The organism is Anaerofilum hominis (assembly GCF_014287275.1).
GTDB lineage: Bacteria > Bacillota > Clostridia > Oscillospirales > Ruminococcaceae > Pygmaiobacter > Pygmaiobacter hominis.
The window spans coordinates 390,387-405,828 of record NZ_JACONZ010000002.1 but is presented as its reverse complement, the minus strand read 5'-3'; the positions used below and the strand labels follow the sequence as shown (position 1 = coordinate 405,828).

The following is a 15,442-nucleotide window of genomic DNA, read 5'->3' as shown; positions in this document are numbered from 1 at the left end:
TCCGCTGCAGCACGCGCACAAAAAGGCGTTTTCCCGCCCGTCGGCGGGACAAAACACAGCGGGGGCAAAGCCGCACCGGCAGGGCCGCAAAAAACAGCCGGACGGACAGCTGCGCCCTGAAAACCGCCTCTGCGGCCGAAAACGGCTTTTGCCGCGTTTCGGCCGTTTTTGTCATCCCGGCATCCCGATCAGCATATAAACGGCGCCAAAGGCGTTGAAGAGAACGCCCAGCAGGCAGCAGGCCCGCTCCCAGCGGCGAGGCGGGGCCTGCGGGACCGCGCAGAAATACAGCAGCGCCGCCGGCAGCAGGTCCACGGTGTACCTTGCGCCGAACTGCCAGCCGCCCGTGGTGCGGTGGGCACACAGCAACAGCAGGCCCAGCAAAAAAGCGCCGCCCGTCAACAGCCCGGCGATGCGCCCATCTTCCTTTTCCCGCCAGCCGCGGACCAGGCGGGCGGACCAGGCCAGGAACACCGGATTGGACAGAAAAAACAAAAAGCCGTCAAAGCGCGGGAAGTCCAGCGCCAGATCGGCGGTCAGTGTGACCGGGCGCAGCAGCGCCAGCAGATTGCCGGGCAGATAGGACAGCGAAAACTGCCCCCTTTCGCTGCGCTGAAACTCGGGGAGATAGGCGTGCCCAAACTCAAACGGGTCGCCAAAGCGCAGCACATTCAGCGCCATCAGGCCCGCGGCCACCAGCGCCGCCGCCGCAAGCCCCGCAAGCGCGCTCTTCAGCGTCCAGCCGGCGGCTCTTCCCTCCCTGCGGTCCTGCAGCCGGAACAGCAGCAGCGCCAAAGGCAAATACAGGGCGGAAAAGGGGCGGCAGCCAACGGCAAGGGCTAACAAAAACAGGCAGCGCCCGCGATGCCCGGCGGCAAACTGCCATGCGCCGAGCGCGCAGAGCATAAAGTTCAGCACCTGCGCCTGATACCACACGCCGCCGCTGCAGCAAAGCCCCAGCAAATTGGTGGCCAGCACAAAGAACGACGCCCAGAAAGCGCAGGCCTGCGGCGGATGGCCCAGACGGGCAAAGCAGGCGTAAACTGCGGCCAGCCCGGCGGCGGCGTAGCCTGCGACCAGCAGATTGGCCGGGGCGGCCGCCCCGCCGCCCAGCGCCGCCCAGGGCAGGGCAAACAGCGTGGGCACCGGCGGAAAAGAGAGATAATACCGCCCCTGAAAGACCGCCAGCTCCAGCCAGGGATACGCCTCCCCGTGCCGGATGGACAGCGACCCCGCAAGCCAGTTTTGGGCCTGCAGCGAATAGCTGTCATAGGGGTTCGCCGCCAGAAGCGTGCCGCCCGCCAGTGTGTGGTACAGCACCACGCCCAGCCAGAAAAACGCCAGCAGAAAGGCAAGCGGCGCGGCATGCGCCTGCCAGCCTCGCGCCGGCGCCGGGCTTTTCTTCCCCATACGGCCGTCCTCCCCGCTTCGGCTCTGTGCCATCTTTTCTATTTTGCGCCCACGGCCCGGCGCACACGGTACACTGCATATTTAAAAAATCCGCCGATGAGCCAGAACTGGATCAGCACATAGTTGGGCAGGTTTTCAAAGCGGAATTTCGGTTTTTCCAACTTGCCGAATACGGCAAACGCCTCTTTTGTCCCCTGCCAGTAAGGCCTGCCGAAGCCCCGCAGCGCAAACATGGCAAACTTTACCAGATAGCCGGTCAGCAGGAAAGGCAGGTTCAGAAGCAGCATGAGCAGCGGCTCGTTTTTGTAGGGCAGCAGCAGCGAATTGCGGCCACTCTGCACCGATTTGAAGTCGTTGTAGCGCGCGCCGCCGGCGCCGCCGGTGGTCGCCCCGCAGATATGGCGGCAGACCGCATGCGGGCAGTAGATGTTTTTGTAGCCCAAACTGTTGGCGCGCCAGCCCAGGTCCACGTCCTCGTAATAGGCGAAAAAGTGTTCGTCAAACAGGCCGATCTGCTCCAAAATGCTTTTTCGGTAAAGGGCCGCGCCCCCGCAGGCCGAAAAGCAGCGCCGCTCGCGCTGATACCGGCGGGCGTACAGGCCGTCGCCGGTCTTGGCCGCCCAGCCGAAGAGATTGACATAGTCCCCCGCGTCGTCCGCAAGCTCGGGCTCATAATAGCGCAGCATCAGCGACGCCACAGAAAAGATCTTCGGATCCCGGTCCGCCACCTCCACCAGGCGGCGCAGCCAGTCCGGCCGGGCAAACGCGTCGTTGTTGAACAGCACCGCGTACTCCGCCTGCGAAGCGCGGATGCCCGCGTTGACCGCGGCTGAAAACCCGGTGTTCTGGCTGTTCTCGATCAGCCGGTAGCCGGGCCGCCCGAGATAGGACCGCGCGATCTCCAGGCTTTCGTCGGTGGAGCCGTTGTCTATCACGATGAGCTCAAAATCGGCGAGATCCTGTGCCAGGATGCTCTCGATGCTTTCCCCAAGCCAACCGGCCCCATTGAGGTTGGGTATGATGACTGATGCTTTCACGCGCTTCTCCCCCGCCGTCTTTTTTCCTGCCCCCGCGGGGGCGATCCCTTTACAGTTTACCCTGCCGCAGTCCAATTTGCAACGGCGGTTGCCGTTTTCGCCCTCTTCTTTTATAATAGGTGAAGGACGCCTGCCGGGCCTGGGCGCAGTTTCGGCGCAAAAAGCCTGTGTCCCGCAGCCCCAGGGGTCGGGACGCTCCCCGCATTTTGTTGTTTGCCCCGGCGCGTCCGGGCCGCCTTATCCTCTCTCTGCTTCGCGTGGTAAGGCGGAGGCTCTTTTTGAAATTTATGCCGGCGCGAAGCGGCGGAATGGATGATTTTTGTGAATGCGCTCTCTTCGGTCCGGCTTTTCCTGCTCGATCTGGACGGCACCTTTTATCTGGACGGCACCCCGCTGCCCGGCGCGCTGGATTTTCTGGCGGCGCTGCGCGGCAAGGGGATCCCCTTTGCATTCCTGACCAACAACTCCTCCCGCAGCCGGGAGGACTATATCCGGCGCCTGAACGCCATGGGGGCCGCCGTCAGCGGGCGCGAGGTGCTGACCAGCGCCGACGCCACGCTGGACTATCTCGATGAAAACCACTTTTCCCGCCAGCTGCTGCTCATCGGCACCCCCAGCCTGGAGGCGCAGTTCACCGCCGCGGGATACGCCGTGCGCGCGGACGCGCCGCAGGCGGTGGTGCTGGGCTTTGACACCACGCTGACCTATGAAAAGCTGGTGCTGCTGTGCAATGCGGTGCGGGCCGGCCTGCCCTATATCGCCACCCACCCGGACTATAACTGCCCGGTAGAGGGGGGCTTCATCCCCGACATCGGCGGGGTCATCGCGCTGGTGGAGGCCTGCACCGGCCGCCGCCCCGACGCGGTGATCGGCAAGCCGAACGCCTATATCGCCCGCGCCGCCGCCGCCCGCTTCGGGGTGCCGCTCGAGCAGATCTGCATGGTGGGCGACCGCCTGTACACCGACATCGCCCTGGGCGCCTGCGGGGTGCGCACGGCGCTGGTGCTCTCCGGCGAGACCTCGGCAGCGGACTATGAAAAAAGCGCGGTGCGCGCGGACTTCGTATTTGGGGGCATCGGTGAGATGGCGGCGGAGCTGTAAAGAGCGCCCGCACAAAAAGGCGCGGACGGGAGGGGCCTTTCGGTCCCCCCGCTCCGGTCTGGCCCGGCCCGGACGGAGAAACCACGGCAAAGCCGCAGGGGCCGTCGCCCTGCGGTGCGGCGGGGCTTTCACAGCGGCCGGTCCCCCCCGCCCCGGCATTTTCCCATTTTTGCCGAACCCCTCCAAAAAGCCGGCAAAAGGCCCCGTCCCCTCTGTTCCCGTTTTTAGAGCGCGGCGGGGCTTTTCCCTGTGCAGAGCGCAGAGGGCCATATCAAAAAGCCGCCGCTTTGTGAAAAGCGGCGGCTTTTGTTTTTTCTGCCCGCGTCCCGCGGTCAATAGGGGTAACTCATGCTCAGGACGATGATAACAAAGATCAGGGTCACGATGGACAGGCCGATCGTGATGCCCATCCAGACCAGACGCGCGCGGGCCCAGTTTCTGCGGTTGATGTTGCTGCTGTCTGAAAAACTCCAGATGATCAGCATGACGATGCCCGCAACGGGGATCAGGCAGATCAGGTCCTGCAGCAGGAACTGGCCCATCGTCAGCGGCGCGTCCTGCCGCTCTCTTACCGGGGGCTGATAGCTGTTCTCAGCGGGCGGGACCGTCCCCACAGAATAGCTGGGGGCGGTGGGCGGCATGGGCGGCGCGCCCGCCGCGCCGTAGCCGGGCTGTATGGGGGGCGGCACCGAGGGGCCGCCCGCGGGCGCGGCGCCGGCCTGTGCGGACGCCTCTTCCACGGCAGGCGCCTCCTGCTGCGCACGGGCAGCCTGCAGGTCGGGCTGCTCTGCCGCCGGGGCGGCCGGGGCGGGGGACGCCGGTGTGCCGGGGGCGCCTGCAAGCGGCCCCACCGGGGTGCCGCAGACCCCACAGAACCGGGCGTCTTCCGGTAATTCTCTTCCGCATTTTCTGCAGATCATCGCTTTTCACTCCACATCTTTCACGGCCGCCGGTATCGGGCTCCCCGCTGAGGGAAATGCCTCCCCGCGCACCGCGCGGACAAAGGCGTGCCCCGGCAGGTCCCGGCGGGCCGGACTTTTCTTTCATCATAGCATGCAAACGGTAAAAAAACAATTGCAGGGGTGTGAAAATCCGGTGAAGCCGGACAGAGGGAACAAAGGGGAGGGGCAGGCCGCCACGGCGCGCAGCGCCCGCACCGGCGCATCCTTTAGCACCTTTGCCCTCACGGACAAAACGCCGGGGCATGCCCCTTCCCGGCGCCGGGCCCAGGGGACGGCCAAACGTGTTTTTCTGCGTCGCCCACCGGCGGCGGCAGCGGCGCGGGACGACTGCTCCTACCCGCAGACCCGCACCGGCGGTGCGCTTTTGGGCGCTCTGCGTTCTCTGGGCCCTGCGGCGGGCCCGGCCCCCGTTTTTTGCCGGGCCCCGCGCCTTTTCGCCGGGAAACCGCCGGAAGATCCGCGTCTTTCGGTCTTTTGGAGAGCAGCGTCCCCGGCGGGCGTTTGCCCCGCACGCAAAAATGCGGCCGGCGATGCGGCCGCATTGGGGTCTTCGGTTTTTTCAGGGCAAACGGCGCGCGGCCCGGCCGCAAAAAACAGTGTCAGCCCTGCCCCCGCCCCTGCGGCGGAAAGGTCACGGTGAAAGTGGTCCCCTCCTCCGGCGTGGAGGCAAGGCCGATCTCTGCCCCATACTGGCCCGCCACATGCTTGACAATGGCAAGCCCAAGGCCGGTGCCCCCCATGGCCTTGCTGCGCCCCTTGTCGATGCGGTAGAACCGCTCAAAGATCCGCTGCCGGTAGCGGGGCTCGATATAGCCGCCGCTGTTGTGCACCGAAAGCACGATCCCCTCCGGGCGGGAGAAAAGGGTCACCTCCACGCGGCCGCCCTCGCCGTTGTACCGTACCGCGTTCTGGATCAGGTTCCCCGCCAGCTCCTGCATCTCTTTGCGGGAGGCGGAGAGCACCGCCCGCTCTGCCGCGCAGGAGATCTTTACCCCCTGCTGGGCCGCCAGCGGCTTTGCGTCGGCGCAGCACTCGCGCACCACCTCCGCCAGGTCCAGGACCTCCCGCTCAAAAGTGATGTCCCCGGCCTCCAGCCGGCTGATCATGATGATGTCGCTGATCAGGTTCTGCATGGTGCCCGCCTCTTTCAGGATGCGGTGGGCAAACTCGCGGCGCTTTTGCTCCGGCAGCTCGGCGGGGCCGCACAGCAGCTCGGCAAAGCCGCTGATGGAGGTGATGGGGGTCTTGAGTTCATGGCTGGCGTTGGAGAAAAACTCCTGCCGCATCTTGACCGCATTTTTGCGGATGGTGACATCCGACAGGACCGCGATGGCCGCCTCTGCCAAAGCCTCCTGCCCCTGACGCTGCGCCACAGGGCTGACCACTGCTTCCACCAGGGCGCCGCTGGGCAGCGGCATCTCCACCCGCGCCGTCTTTGCCCCCTGCACCGCCTCGTCCACCGCGCCGACAAAAGCGATGTGCCGGGTGGCATAGATGATGTTTTTCCCCGTCACCGATTTGTCGCAGCCCAGAAAACCGCAGGCCGCCCGGTTGATGGTGAGGATGGTCTCCTCCGCGTCCAGCAGGATCAGCCCCTCGGACATGTTGTCCAGCACATAGTCGATGCGGGCCCGCTCTTTTTTCAGGCTGGCCAGGTTTTCGTCCACCTCCGCCGAGAGCTGGTTGATGTCCGCGGCCATGTCCTGCAGCTCCTCGTACTGATAGCGGTCCGGCTGAAGCGTGGTCCCGCCGCTGCGCACCAGCTTCAGGCTGTCGGACAGCTCTTCGATGGGCCCGGTGATGCTTTTGGCAAACCGGTCGGCAAGCACCAGCGTAATGGCAAAGGCCACGGCCGCCGCCACCAGCAAAGCGGGCAGAAAACCGACAAAGCCAGCCAGCGCCGAGGGATAGGTGTCCGCCAGCCGCAGAAATCCGCCGTCGGACAGGCGGGTGGCGACATAGAGCATGTTGCGCCCCGTGGTGACCGAGCTGCGCACCGATACGCCGTATTTCGCCGTGCGTGCCGTTTCGATCTCCTCGCGGCCCGCGTGGTTCTCCATCGTCCCCGCGTCGACGGCCGAGTCCCCCGTCACCAGCCCCCCGGCGTCCACAAAGGTGACCCGCAGGCCGCCCGCCGCGTCTGAGATGCGCCGGGCAGTCGCCTCGTCCCGCCCGCCCAGCAGCTCCGCCTCCATGGCCGCCGAGGCGACCAGCCGCTGCATATCCTGTTTGGCGCGCTGGGTGAACTGCGCCTCAAACACAAGGGAGGCGATCAGGGTGCAGAGCAGCAGGCCAAGGCTGAGCACCGCAGCCATGCTTTTAATGATCTTTTTCTTCATATCGTCTTCTCCCCATCCGGCAGAGGCGGGCCGCTATTTGCCGTCCCTGCGGCCGATAAAGCGGTAGCCGACCCCCCGGACCGTTTTGATGTATTTGGGGTTCACCGGGTCGTCGCCCAGCTTCTGGCGCAGGGTGCCGACGTGCATGTCCAGCGTGCGGGACTCGCCCATAAAATCATAGCCCCACACCTTTTGCAGCAGCTCTTCCCGTCCCAGGGCCCGGTCGGCGGCGCCGATCAGCATCTTCAGCAGCTCGAATTCTTTATAGGTCAGCTCCACCGGCCTGCCGCCCACCGATACCTCCCGCGCTTTCACATCCACCGTCATGCCCTCAAAGGCATAGTGGTCCTGCAGGATGGGCCCCTCCTCCCCGACGCGGCGCAGCAGGGCCCGCACCCGGGCGCAAAGCTCCAGCACGCTGAACGGTTTGGTCATATAATCGTCCGCCCCCGCGTCCAGGCCGGTCACCTTGTCTCCCTCGGTGTCCTTGGCGGTCAGCATCAGGGCCTTGGTGCGCATCAGCTCCGGCTTCTGGCGCATCAGCTTGAGGGCGGTGATGCCGTCCATCCCCTCCAGCATGATGTCAAAAATGACCAGCGCGGGCCGGTGTGCGCCCATCTCTTTCAGCGCCGGGGCCGCATCCGCAAACCCCCGCACTTCATATCCCTCGCTCGTCAGGGCCGCGTCCAGCAGCACCCGGATGCTCTCGTCGTCTTCGATCACATAGATCAGCTGTGCCAAAGCAAATCCTTCCTTCCTCAAAAGGTCTCCGCCGGGCGTTTGCCTGCGGCGGCGCTCAGCGGCCGGTCTGGTGCACGCCGGTCTTGTAAAACTCGGTCCACTCGCAGATGTTCACCGCGTGGTCGCCCAGGCGCTCAAGATATTTTGCGATCATCAGATAGTCGATGGCCACATCCACCAGCGAGCTGTCGCGGCGCAGCACCTCCACCATCTTGCCCTTGACGCTGTTGAACGCGCCGTCCACGATATCGTCCCGCAGGATGACCTTTTCCGCCTTTTCCATATCGCTGGCGACAAACGCGTCCACGGCGTCGCTCACCATGCTGCGCGCCTCGGCGGCCATGCTGTCGATCAGCACCAGCAGCTCGGGGATCTCGCCGCTGATGTGCCGGGTGATCTCGGCGATATCGGCCGCCGCGTCGCCGATGCGCTCGATATCGGTGATCATTTTCAGTGCGGTGGAGATGATGCGCAGGTCGCGGGCGACCGGCTGCTGGCGCAGCAGCAGGGTCAGGCAGTGGCGCTCGATCTCCCGCTCCATATCGTCCACGCGGCGGTCGCCCTGGATCACCGCGCCGGCGAGCTGAAGATCGTGGCTGTCAAAAGCGCGGATCGCGTTGTCGATCGCGCCGGCGGCCTCTGATCCCATCCGGATCAGGCTGGCGGAAAGCTCCGCCAGTTCGGCGTCAAAAGTTTTTCGAACAGACATGTTCGGTTTCACGCTCGCTTTCATTATACCCCGCCGCAGGGCGGCGGGAAAAGGATTTTTTGTAAAAAGGCACGGCGCGCCGCGGGGCCGCCTGCAAAAAGGCGCAGCTCTGTTCTGCGGCGGGCCGGCAGGCGCGGCGGCGTGCCGGGGCAGACGCTGTCTTGGCCAAAATGCGCCGGGCGCCGAAAACGCGGCCCGCAGGACGGCCTTACCCGAAGCGGCCGGTGATATAATCCTCGGTGCGCTTGTCCCGGGGCATGCTGAAGATCTGCTCGGTGGGGCCGATCTCCACCATTTCCCCCAGCAGAAAAAAGGCGCACTTGTCGCTGATGCGGGCCGCCTGCTGCATGTTGTGGGTGACGATGACCACCGTGTAGTTTTTCTTCAGCTCTGCCATCAGCTCCTCGATGCGGATGGTGGAGGCCGGGTCCAGGGCGCTGGTGGGTTCGTCCATGAGCAGCACGTCGGGCTGCACCGCCAGGGCACGGGCGATGCACAGCCGCTGCTGCTGGCCGCCCGACAGGCCCAGGGCGGATTTTTTCAGCCGGTCGCGCACCTCCTCCCAAAGGCTGGCGCCGCGCAGGCTCCGCTCCACCAGGTCGTTCAGTTCCGCCTTGGAGTGGGTGCCGTGCAGGCGCGGGCCGTAGGCAATGTTGTCGTAGATGCTCATCGGGAACGGGTTGGGCTTTTGAAAGACCATCCCCACATTTTTGCGCAGCTGGGTGACGTCCACCTCCGGCGCAAAGATATCCTGCCCGTGATAGAGCACCTGCCCCTCTACCCGCACCCCCGGCACCAGATCGTTCATGCGGTTGAGCGTTTTTAAAAAGGTGGACTTGCCGCAGCCCGAAGGGCCGATCAGCGCGGTGATCTCCCGCTCTGCGAGTTCCACCGTGATGCCTTTCAGGGCCTCAAAATTCCCGTAATACAGCTTCAGGTCCTGGCTGGTGATAATGTTTTCCACGCGGGCTTTCCCCCTACAACTTGTTTTTCAGCCGCTTGCCCAATACCTTTGCGGCAAAATTGATGACGAGCACGATGAGCATGAGCACCGCGGCCACCGCAAAGGCGACCTCGAATTTGCCGCGCTCCATCGCGTAGATGTACAGCGCCACGCTGAGGGTGGCGCCGGAGCCTCCCATGGCCTCGAAAAAGTTGCCCAGCAGCTTGAGCCCCAGCCCGGCGGTGAAGAGCAGCGCCGCCGACTCGCCCACGATGCGGCCGATGGCAAGGATGCAGCCGGTGACGATGCCGTCGATGCTGCTGGGCAGGATAATGGTGCGGATCATATACCACTTGGTGGCCCCCAGCCCCAGCGCGCCTTCGCGGTAGCTCTCCGGCACCGTCTTGAGGCTCTCCTGGGTGGTGCGCACAATGGTGGGCAGGATCATGATGACCAGGGTCAGCGCGCCCGCCAGCAGCGAGGTCTTAAGGCGCAGCAGCTGGCAGAAAAACATCATGCCCACCAGCCCGTAAATAATGGAGGGGATCCCGGCCAGCGTCTCGGTGGTGAACTCGATGACCCGCACCAGGCGCCTGCTGGAGGCGTATTCGGTCAGATAGACCGCCGCCCCCACCCCCAGCGGCAGCACGATGACCAACGCGGCGACGATGATGTACAGGGTGTTGAGGATACTGGGCAGGATGCCGATGGTATTGTTGAGATAGCTCTCCTGGGAGGAGATCAGCTGCCAGGTGACGCCGGGCAGGCCGCGGAGCAGGATATAGGCGATCAGCGCCGCTACCAGCAGCGCCGTGACGGCGGCGCACGCGCAGATGAGCAGGCGCAGCGTCAGATCCCACGCCCGGCGGCGGGGCGGCAGCTTTTGGTCCAGGCGTTTGTCCCCCATGCTACTTTTCCCCCTTTTTGCCGCCCTTGAGGGCCACGTTCAAAACGACGTTGATGACCATGATGAACAAAAACAGGATCAGCGCAATGGAGAACAGCGCCTGACGCTGCAGGCCGGACGAATAGCTCATCTCCTTGGAGATGGCGGTGGTCAGAAAGGTGACGCTGTCAAAAAGCGCCGGCATATTGGCCACGTTGCCCGCCACCATCATCACCGCCATGGCCTCGCCGATGGCCCGCCCGATGCCCAGCACCACGCCCGCCGCGATGCCGCTTTTGGCCGCCGGGATGCTGACCTTGAAGATGGTCTCGGTGGGGGTGGCCCCCAGGGCCAGGCTGGCCTCTTCATACTCCGGCGGCACCGCCCGCAGGGCGGTCTCCGACACGCTGATGATGGAGGGCAGGATCATGACCGAAAGCACCAGCATGGCGGCCAGCAGGCTGGTGCCCTTGGGCAGGCCGAACACCTTTGCGATAAAGGGGACCAGCACCGACACGCCGATCAGGCCGTAGACCACCGAGGGGATGCCCGCCAGCAGGTCCACCGCCGGGCGCACCCGGTCCGCCAGCTTTTTCGGCGCCACTTTCGAGAGAAAGACGGCGGTGAGCAGCCCCACCGGGACCCCCAGCAGGGTGGCGCCTGCGGTGCCGTAAACAGAGGTCAGGATAAAGGGGAGGATGCCGAATCGGGGCTCTTTCGCAGTGGAGGCCCACACCTGCCCGAAAAGGAATTTTCCCAGCCCGATCTCACGGATGGCGGGCAGCCCCGAGGCCACCATGTACACCGTGATCAGCAGCACGCAGCCGACAGCCAGGATACCGCAGAAAAAAAAGACGGCGTTCATCAGCTTTTCCACGAATTTTTTCGCTTTCACAAAAACCCTCCGATACGGGAACTGCCCCGGGGCCGGCAGAGGCCCCCGGGGAGATCCCATGATTTCATGCGCAGGCCGCGCTTATTTCGCGACCGGCACGGCGCCCGCGCCGGTGATGATGTCGTTGGCGGCGGTGCCGGTTGCAAAGTCGAAGAACGCCTGTGCCTCCGCGCTCAGGGCGTCGGCCTCTTTGGTCACAAAGACAAACGGGCGCTGGATCTTGTAGCTGCCGTCCAGAACGGTCTCCTCGCTGGCGGCGACCCCCTCGACGGTGATGGCCTTGACGGTGTCGTCCACCGCGGACAGGCTGGCGTAGCCGATGGCGTTGGGGTTGGAGGCCACGTTGGCGATGACCGCGCCGGTGGAGGTGGACTCGTTGGCATATTTGCACTCGTCCGAAACGCCTACGATGCTCTCAAAGCCGTCGCGGGTGCCGCTGCCGGCCTCGCGGCCCTCCATGACCACCTCGGCGTCGCTGCCGCCGACCTCGCTCCAGTTGGTGATCGCGCCGGTGGCAAGGCCGGCGATCTGCTCCAGCGTCAGGTCCTCTACCGGGTTGTCCTTGTTGACGATGATGGCGATGCCGTCCAGCGCCACGATGGTCTCTTTCAGGCCGTTGGCCTTCTCCTCGTCTTTCAGCGCGCGGGAGGACAGGCCGATGTCGGTGGTGCCGTCAACGACGGCCTGGATGCCGGTGCCCGAGCCGGTGGGGTCATAGGTGACCTTTACGTCCCCGTTCTGGCTCATGAACGCCTCGGACAGGCTGCCGATCACCTTTTCCATCGAGGTGGAGCCGTTGGTGCCCACCGAGCCGGACAGCGCGGAAGCCGGCGCCTGGGTGGGGGCGGCGGCGCTGCCGGAGGCGGCCCCGCCCGAGCTGGAATCCGTGCCGCCGCAGCCGGCGAGCAGCGCGGCCGCAAGGGACAGGACGATACCGAGAGAAACGATTTTTTTCATAGCGATCCCCTTTTCCTTTCATCACTCGAAAACTTGCAAAATCGATCCAAATTTTCTGCAGCCCTTGGCTACGATGCCATTTTAACAGCAGCGGCTTTACACAGAACACCAGCTTTGTGTATGCATTTTGTAAAGAACCCGTAAAGGCGGCCCGCCCGCCCCGGGGCCTCTGGGCCGCCCGGCGGCCTTTTCATTGCTTTTTCACCCATTTGCGGCTACAATAAATACTGTTTACCGATCTCACAAAAGGAGGGTCCTGCATGAAACGCCATCCCGGTACCAAAACTTTACAAACGCCCCGGCTGCTGCTGCGCCGCTTTACCCTGGCGGACGCCCCGGCGATGTTCGAGGGGTGGGCCGGGCGGCCGGAGGTCGTGCGCTTCATGCGCTACAACGCCCACGAGAGCATGGACGAGACCCGGGCCATCCTGCGCGGCTGGGCCTTTGCTTATGAAGAAGAGGAAGATTTTTACACCTGGGCCGTCACGCTGCGCGAGACGGGGGCGCTGGCCGGCTCCATCGGCTTTTCCATCGCAGACGGGGTGCCCGAGCCGGGTTACAACCTGGCGCCCGCCTTTTGGGGACAGGGCGTCGCCAAAGAAGCTCTTGCGGCGACGCTGGCCTATCTGGTCGACGAGGGCGGTGCCGGGCGCTTTGCCGCCTGCCACGCCGCGGCAAACCCGGCCAGCGGCGCGGTGCTGCGCTCGGCAGGCTTTGTGCCGGACGGGGAGGGCAGCTATGAGAGTTTGGACCACACCCGCGTCTGGCCCTGCATCCACTACCGGCTGGAGGCCGAAGACTTGGTGCGGAGCGTCCCTTATCACCTGCTGGGGTGAGGGCCGCGCGCCGCCGCTCCCCCGTGCCGGGCGGCTCCCGCCCTTTTGCTTCAAAAGGCGGACTTTTCGTCCCTAGGGCGCAGGGGCGCTCCCGCGCGGGGCCCGCTTCTCCCTTTTCCGCTTTGCGCGGCAGCGCCGGGACGGGCCGGGAGAAAAGCGTTTTCTGGATCCGATCTGCAATCTGCACCGCCGCAAAGCGGCAAAACGGAGGACAACAATGGAAGAACTGAACCAACGCCCCCGCACCCGCGCCGCGCTGTTCGCGGCCGACTGCGGGGACCGGGATATCGACCGCAGCCTGGCCGAGCTCCGCGCCCTGGCCGAGAGCGCGGAGATGGAGGTGCTGCTGGAGATCGTGCAGCGCCGCGACACGCCGGACGCCGGCTGTTATCTGGGCGAAGGGCGGCTGGCGGAGGCAAAAAGCCTGTGCGCGGACAACGACGTGGCCGTCTGCGTCTTTGACGACGAGCTCACCGGCACCCAGATCAAAAACCTGGAAGATGCGCTGGAGCTGCCGGTGGTGGACCGCACGCTGCTGATCCTGGACATCTTCGCCGCCCGCGCCGTGACGGGTGAGGGCAAGCTGCAGACCGAGCTGGCTTCCCTGCAGTACCGGCTGCCCCGGCTGGCCGGCCTGCGGGACGGGCTGTCCCGTCAGGGCGGCGGCGGCGCGGGGGGCGGCGGCGCCCGGCGCGGCGCGGGCGAAAGCAAGCTGGAATACGACCGCCGCCATCTTCGGCGGCGCATCGACCTGATCCAGCACAAGCTGGACGCCATTGAGCAGCGCCGCGCCCAGACCCGGCGCAGCCGCAGCCGCAACGCGGTGCCGGTAGTGGCGCTGGTCGGCTATACCAACGTGGGCAAATCCAGCCTTTTGAACCGCATCTGCGGGGCCGAGGTCGAGGCGCGGGACCAGCTTTTCGCCACGCTGGACCCCACCGCCCGCAAGGCCGTTCTGCCCAGCGGGCAAAACGTGGTCTTTATCGACACCGTGGGCTTTGTCAGCCGCCTGCCCCACAGCCTGGTGGAGGCCTTTAAATCCACGCTGGAAGAGGCAAAATACGCGGATATCGTGCTGCGGGTGGCAGACGCTTCCGATCCGCTGCGGGAGGAGCAGCTCCGGGTGACCGCCGAGGTGCTGGCCGAGATCGGCGCGGCGGAAAACGAGACGGCCACAGTCTACAACAAATGCGACCGCATGCACCTGGCCGCCTGGGACGGCATCTGCGTCTCGGCAAAGACCGGCGAGGGGCTGGAAGAGCTGCTGGCCCTGCTGGACGAGCGCCTCGCCTCCCGCGTGGCGGAGGTGGAACTGCTGCTGCCCTATGACAAGCTGGCCCTGCTGGCCCCGCTGCGCCAGGGCGGCAGTGTGCAGACAGAGGACTACCGGGACGACGGGGTGTATGTAAAGGCCCTGGCAGACCGCCGCAGCCTGCATCTGTTCGAGCCGTATCTGCTGTACCAGTGATCGCCGCAGGCTGCGGCCGGGCGCCGAGGGAGGGCGACCTGCGCCGCTTTTCCCCCCCTGCGGCGCTCTGCCGCCACAAGCATTTCGCTTTCATGCGGCAAACGGAGCCCGCAGTTCCCCCGCACGGCGCCGCCTGCCGCCAAAGGCTTTGTCTGGTCCATCCATCCGCTTTCAAGGAGGCGTTTTTATGGGATATTATCGCCGTTATCTGGCCATTTACCTCTCGGTCGCCCTTGCCGCCGGCCTGCTTTGGGCCGCCGCAGAGCTGGTCTGGGATCTGCCGCTGTTGTTTTCTCTGCCGTTTTTTGTGCTGGTGGTCTTTCTGGCCGCGATCTTCTGCAGCGCCGCCGGGATGCGCCGTTACCAGAAGATGAACCTGCGTCTGCTGCAGACCGGCGACACCCGCGCTTTTCTGCAGGAGATCTCCGCCTGCGAAAAAGCCGCCAACCGCAACACCCGCAACACGATCCTGATCTCCAAGGCCTACGCCTATCTTCTGGAGGGGCGCTGGGACGCGGCCAGCGCCCTGCTGAGCGGGCTCGACCTCGCCAGCTGCCGCCAGCCCCGCGCCCGGCAGAACGACCGCTGCGCCTACTCTGTGCGCTGTGCGGGCCTCGCCATCAACTGCGACCAGTACCCGGCGGCGGAGCAGCATCTGGCCGCCCTGCGGCGGGAGGTGGCGGCGCTCAAGTCCACCGACACGCTGCAGGTGCATTACGCAAAAATGCTGCAGGATCTGGACCAGATGCTGGCGGTGCGCCGCGGAGAAGCGGGCGGCCACGCGGCGTATTTCCGCAACCAGCTCGAGATGGCGGGCGACCTTGTGAGCCGCGCGGGCGCGGCCTACTATCTTGCCCGCGCCCTGCTGCTGGAAGAGGGCGACCGGGAAAAGGCGCTGGAATACTTTGACTACACTGCCGCCGCGGTGCCCCGCCTGGCCGTGGGGCGTGACGCCGCGCAGCGGGCCGCGGCCCTGCGCGGAGCGCTGTCCGGCTGAGGCCCGGCCTCGGGCCCGCCGCCTGCCGCGCAGAGAGGAACAAAACAGGGGGCCGATCTTCCGGATGTGGAAGATCGGCCCCCTGTTTTGTTTTATTTCGTGTCCTGCGGCGCGCAAAGCCCGCGCCGCCGCGCCGCGTCAAAAGCCCTTGTCCCGCCCGG

General features: G+C 65.4%; 14 protein-coding genes. 4 read left to right on the top strand and 10 right to left on the bottom strand.

Features of this window, described 5'->3' with window-relative positions:
- Positions 1–171 precede the first annotated feature (171 nt).
- Both H8S23_RS06905 and H8S23_RS06900 read right to left on the bottom strand, forming a co-directional pair.
- Complete coding sequence (locus tag H8S23_RS06905; protein WP_186887596.1) at positions 172–1,410, bottom strand: hypothetical protein; 1,239 nt, start codon at positions 1,408–1,410, stop codon at positions 172–174.
- Positions 1,411–1,448: 38 nt separating this feature from the next.
- A complete protein-coding gene (locus H8S23_RS06900; RefSeq protein WP_186887595.1) occupies positions 1,449–2,447 on the bottom strand; it encodes a glycosyltransferase in 999 nt (332 codons plus the stop codon).
- Positions 2,448–2,759: 312 nt separating this feature from the next.
- Here H8S23_RS06900 and H8S23_RS06895 point away from each other — a divergent pair, with 312 nt between their 5' ends.
- Complete coding sequence (locus tag H8S23_RS06895; RefSeq protein WP_186887594.1) at positions 2,760–3,548, top strand: HAD-IIA family hydrolase; 789 nt, start codon at positions 2,760–2,762, stop codon at positions 3,546–3,548.
- Positions 3,549–3,880: 332 nt separating this feature from the next.
- Here H8S23_RS06895 and H8S23_RS06890 read toward each other — a convergent pair whose 3' ends face one another.
- The 8 genes from H8S23_RS06890 to H8S23_RS06855 form a co-directional block, all read right to left on the bottom strand.
- Complete coding sequence (locus H8S23_RS06890) at positions 3,881–4,468, bottom strand: zinc ribbon domain-containing protein (protein ID WP_186887593.1); 588 nt, start codon at positions 4,466–4,468, stop codon at positions 3,881–3,883.
- 641 nt (positions 4,469–5,109) lie between these two features.
- Positions 5,110–6,849: a sensor histidine kinase gene (locus tag H8S23_RS06885; RefSeq protein WP_186887592.1), complete on the bottom strand. Its 1,740-nt coding sequence runs from the start codon at positions 6,847–6,849 to the stop codon at positions 5,110–5,112.
- Between the two features lie 33 nt (positions 6,850–6,882).
- Positions 6,883–7,590, bottom strand: a complete 708-nt coding sequence (locus H8S23_RS06880) for a response regulator transcription factor (protein ID WP_186887591.1) — start codon at positions 7,588–7,590, stop codon at positions 6,883–6,885.
- A gap of 55 nt (positions 7,591–7,645) precedes the next feature.
- Positions 7,646–8,299, bottom strand: coding sequence for a phosphate signaling complex protein PhoU (phoU, locus tag H8S23_RS06875; RefSeq protein WP_186887590.1), 654 nt, complete (start codon positions 8,297–8,299; stop codon positions 7,646–7,648).
- A 208-nt stretch (positions 8,300–8,507) separates the two neighbouring features.
- Positions 8,508–9,263 carry a phosphate ABC transporter ATP-binding protein PstB gene (gene pstB / locus H8S23_RS06870; RefSeq protein WP_186887589.1) on the bottom strand — a complete coding sequence of 252 codons (756 nt, stop codon included), beginning with the start codon at positions 9,261–9,263 and terminating at the stop codon, positions 8,508–8,510.
- 13 nt (positions 9,264–9,276) lie between these two features.
- Positions 9,277–10,149 (bottom strand): phosphate ABC transporter permease PstA, encoded by an 873-nt coding sequence (gene pstA / locus H8S23_RS06865; protein WP_186887588.1) that lies wholly within the window; start codon positions 10,147–10,149, stop codon positions 9,277–9,279.
- Position 10,150: 1 nt separating this feature from the next.
- On the bottom strand, positions 10,151–10,993 hold the full coding sequence (pstC, locus tag H8S23_RS06860) for a phosphate ABC transporter permease subunit PstC (protein ID WP_186887932.1): 843 nt from the start codon (positions 10,991–10,993) through the stop codon (positions 10,151–10,153).
- Positions 10,994–11,104: 111 nt separating this feature from the next.
- Entirely contained in the window at positions 11,105–11,980 is an 876-nt protein-coding gene (locus H8S23_RS06855) for a phosphate ABC transporter substrate-binding protein (protein WP_186887587.1), read from the bottom strand.
- Positions 11,981–12,240: 260 nt separating this feature from the next.
- Between H8S23_RS06855 and H8S23_RS06850 the strand changes: the two genes are divergently transcribed.
- The 3 genes from H8S23_RS06850 to H8S23_RS06840 all read left to right on the top strand — a co-directional run bounded on the left by H8S23_RS06850 (position 12,241) and on the right by H8S23_RS06840 (position 15,281).
- On the top strand, positions 12,241–12,816 hold the full coding sequence (locus H8S23_RS06850) for a GNAT family N-acetyltransferase (RefSeq protein WP_186887586.1): 576 nt from the start codon (positions 12,241–12,243) through the stop codon (positions 12,814–12,816).
- Between the two features lie 217 nt (positions 12,817–13,033).
- Positions 13,034–14,284, top strand: coding sequence for a GTPase HflX (gene hflX / locus H8S23_RS06845; protein ID WP_186887585.1), 1,251 nt, complete (start codon positions 13,034–13,036; stop codon positions 14,282–14,284).
- 187 nt (positions 14,285–14,471) lie between these two features.
- Positions 14,472–15,281: a hypothetical protein gene (locus tag H8S23_RS06840; RefSeq protein WP_186887584.1), complete on the top strand. Its 810-nt coding sequence runs from the start codon at positions 14,472–14,474 to the stop codon at positions 15,279–15,281.
- The last annotated feature ends 161 nt before the right edge of the window (positions 15,282–15,442 follow it).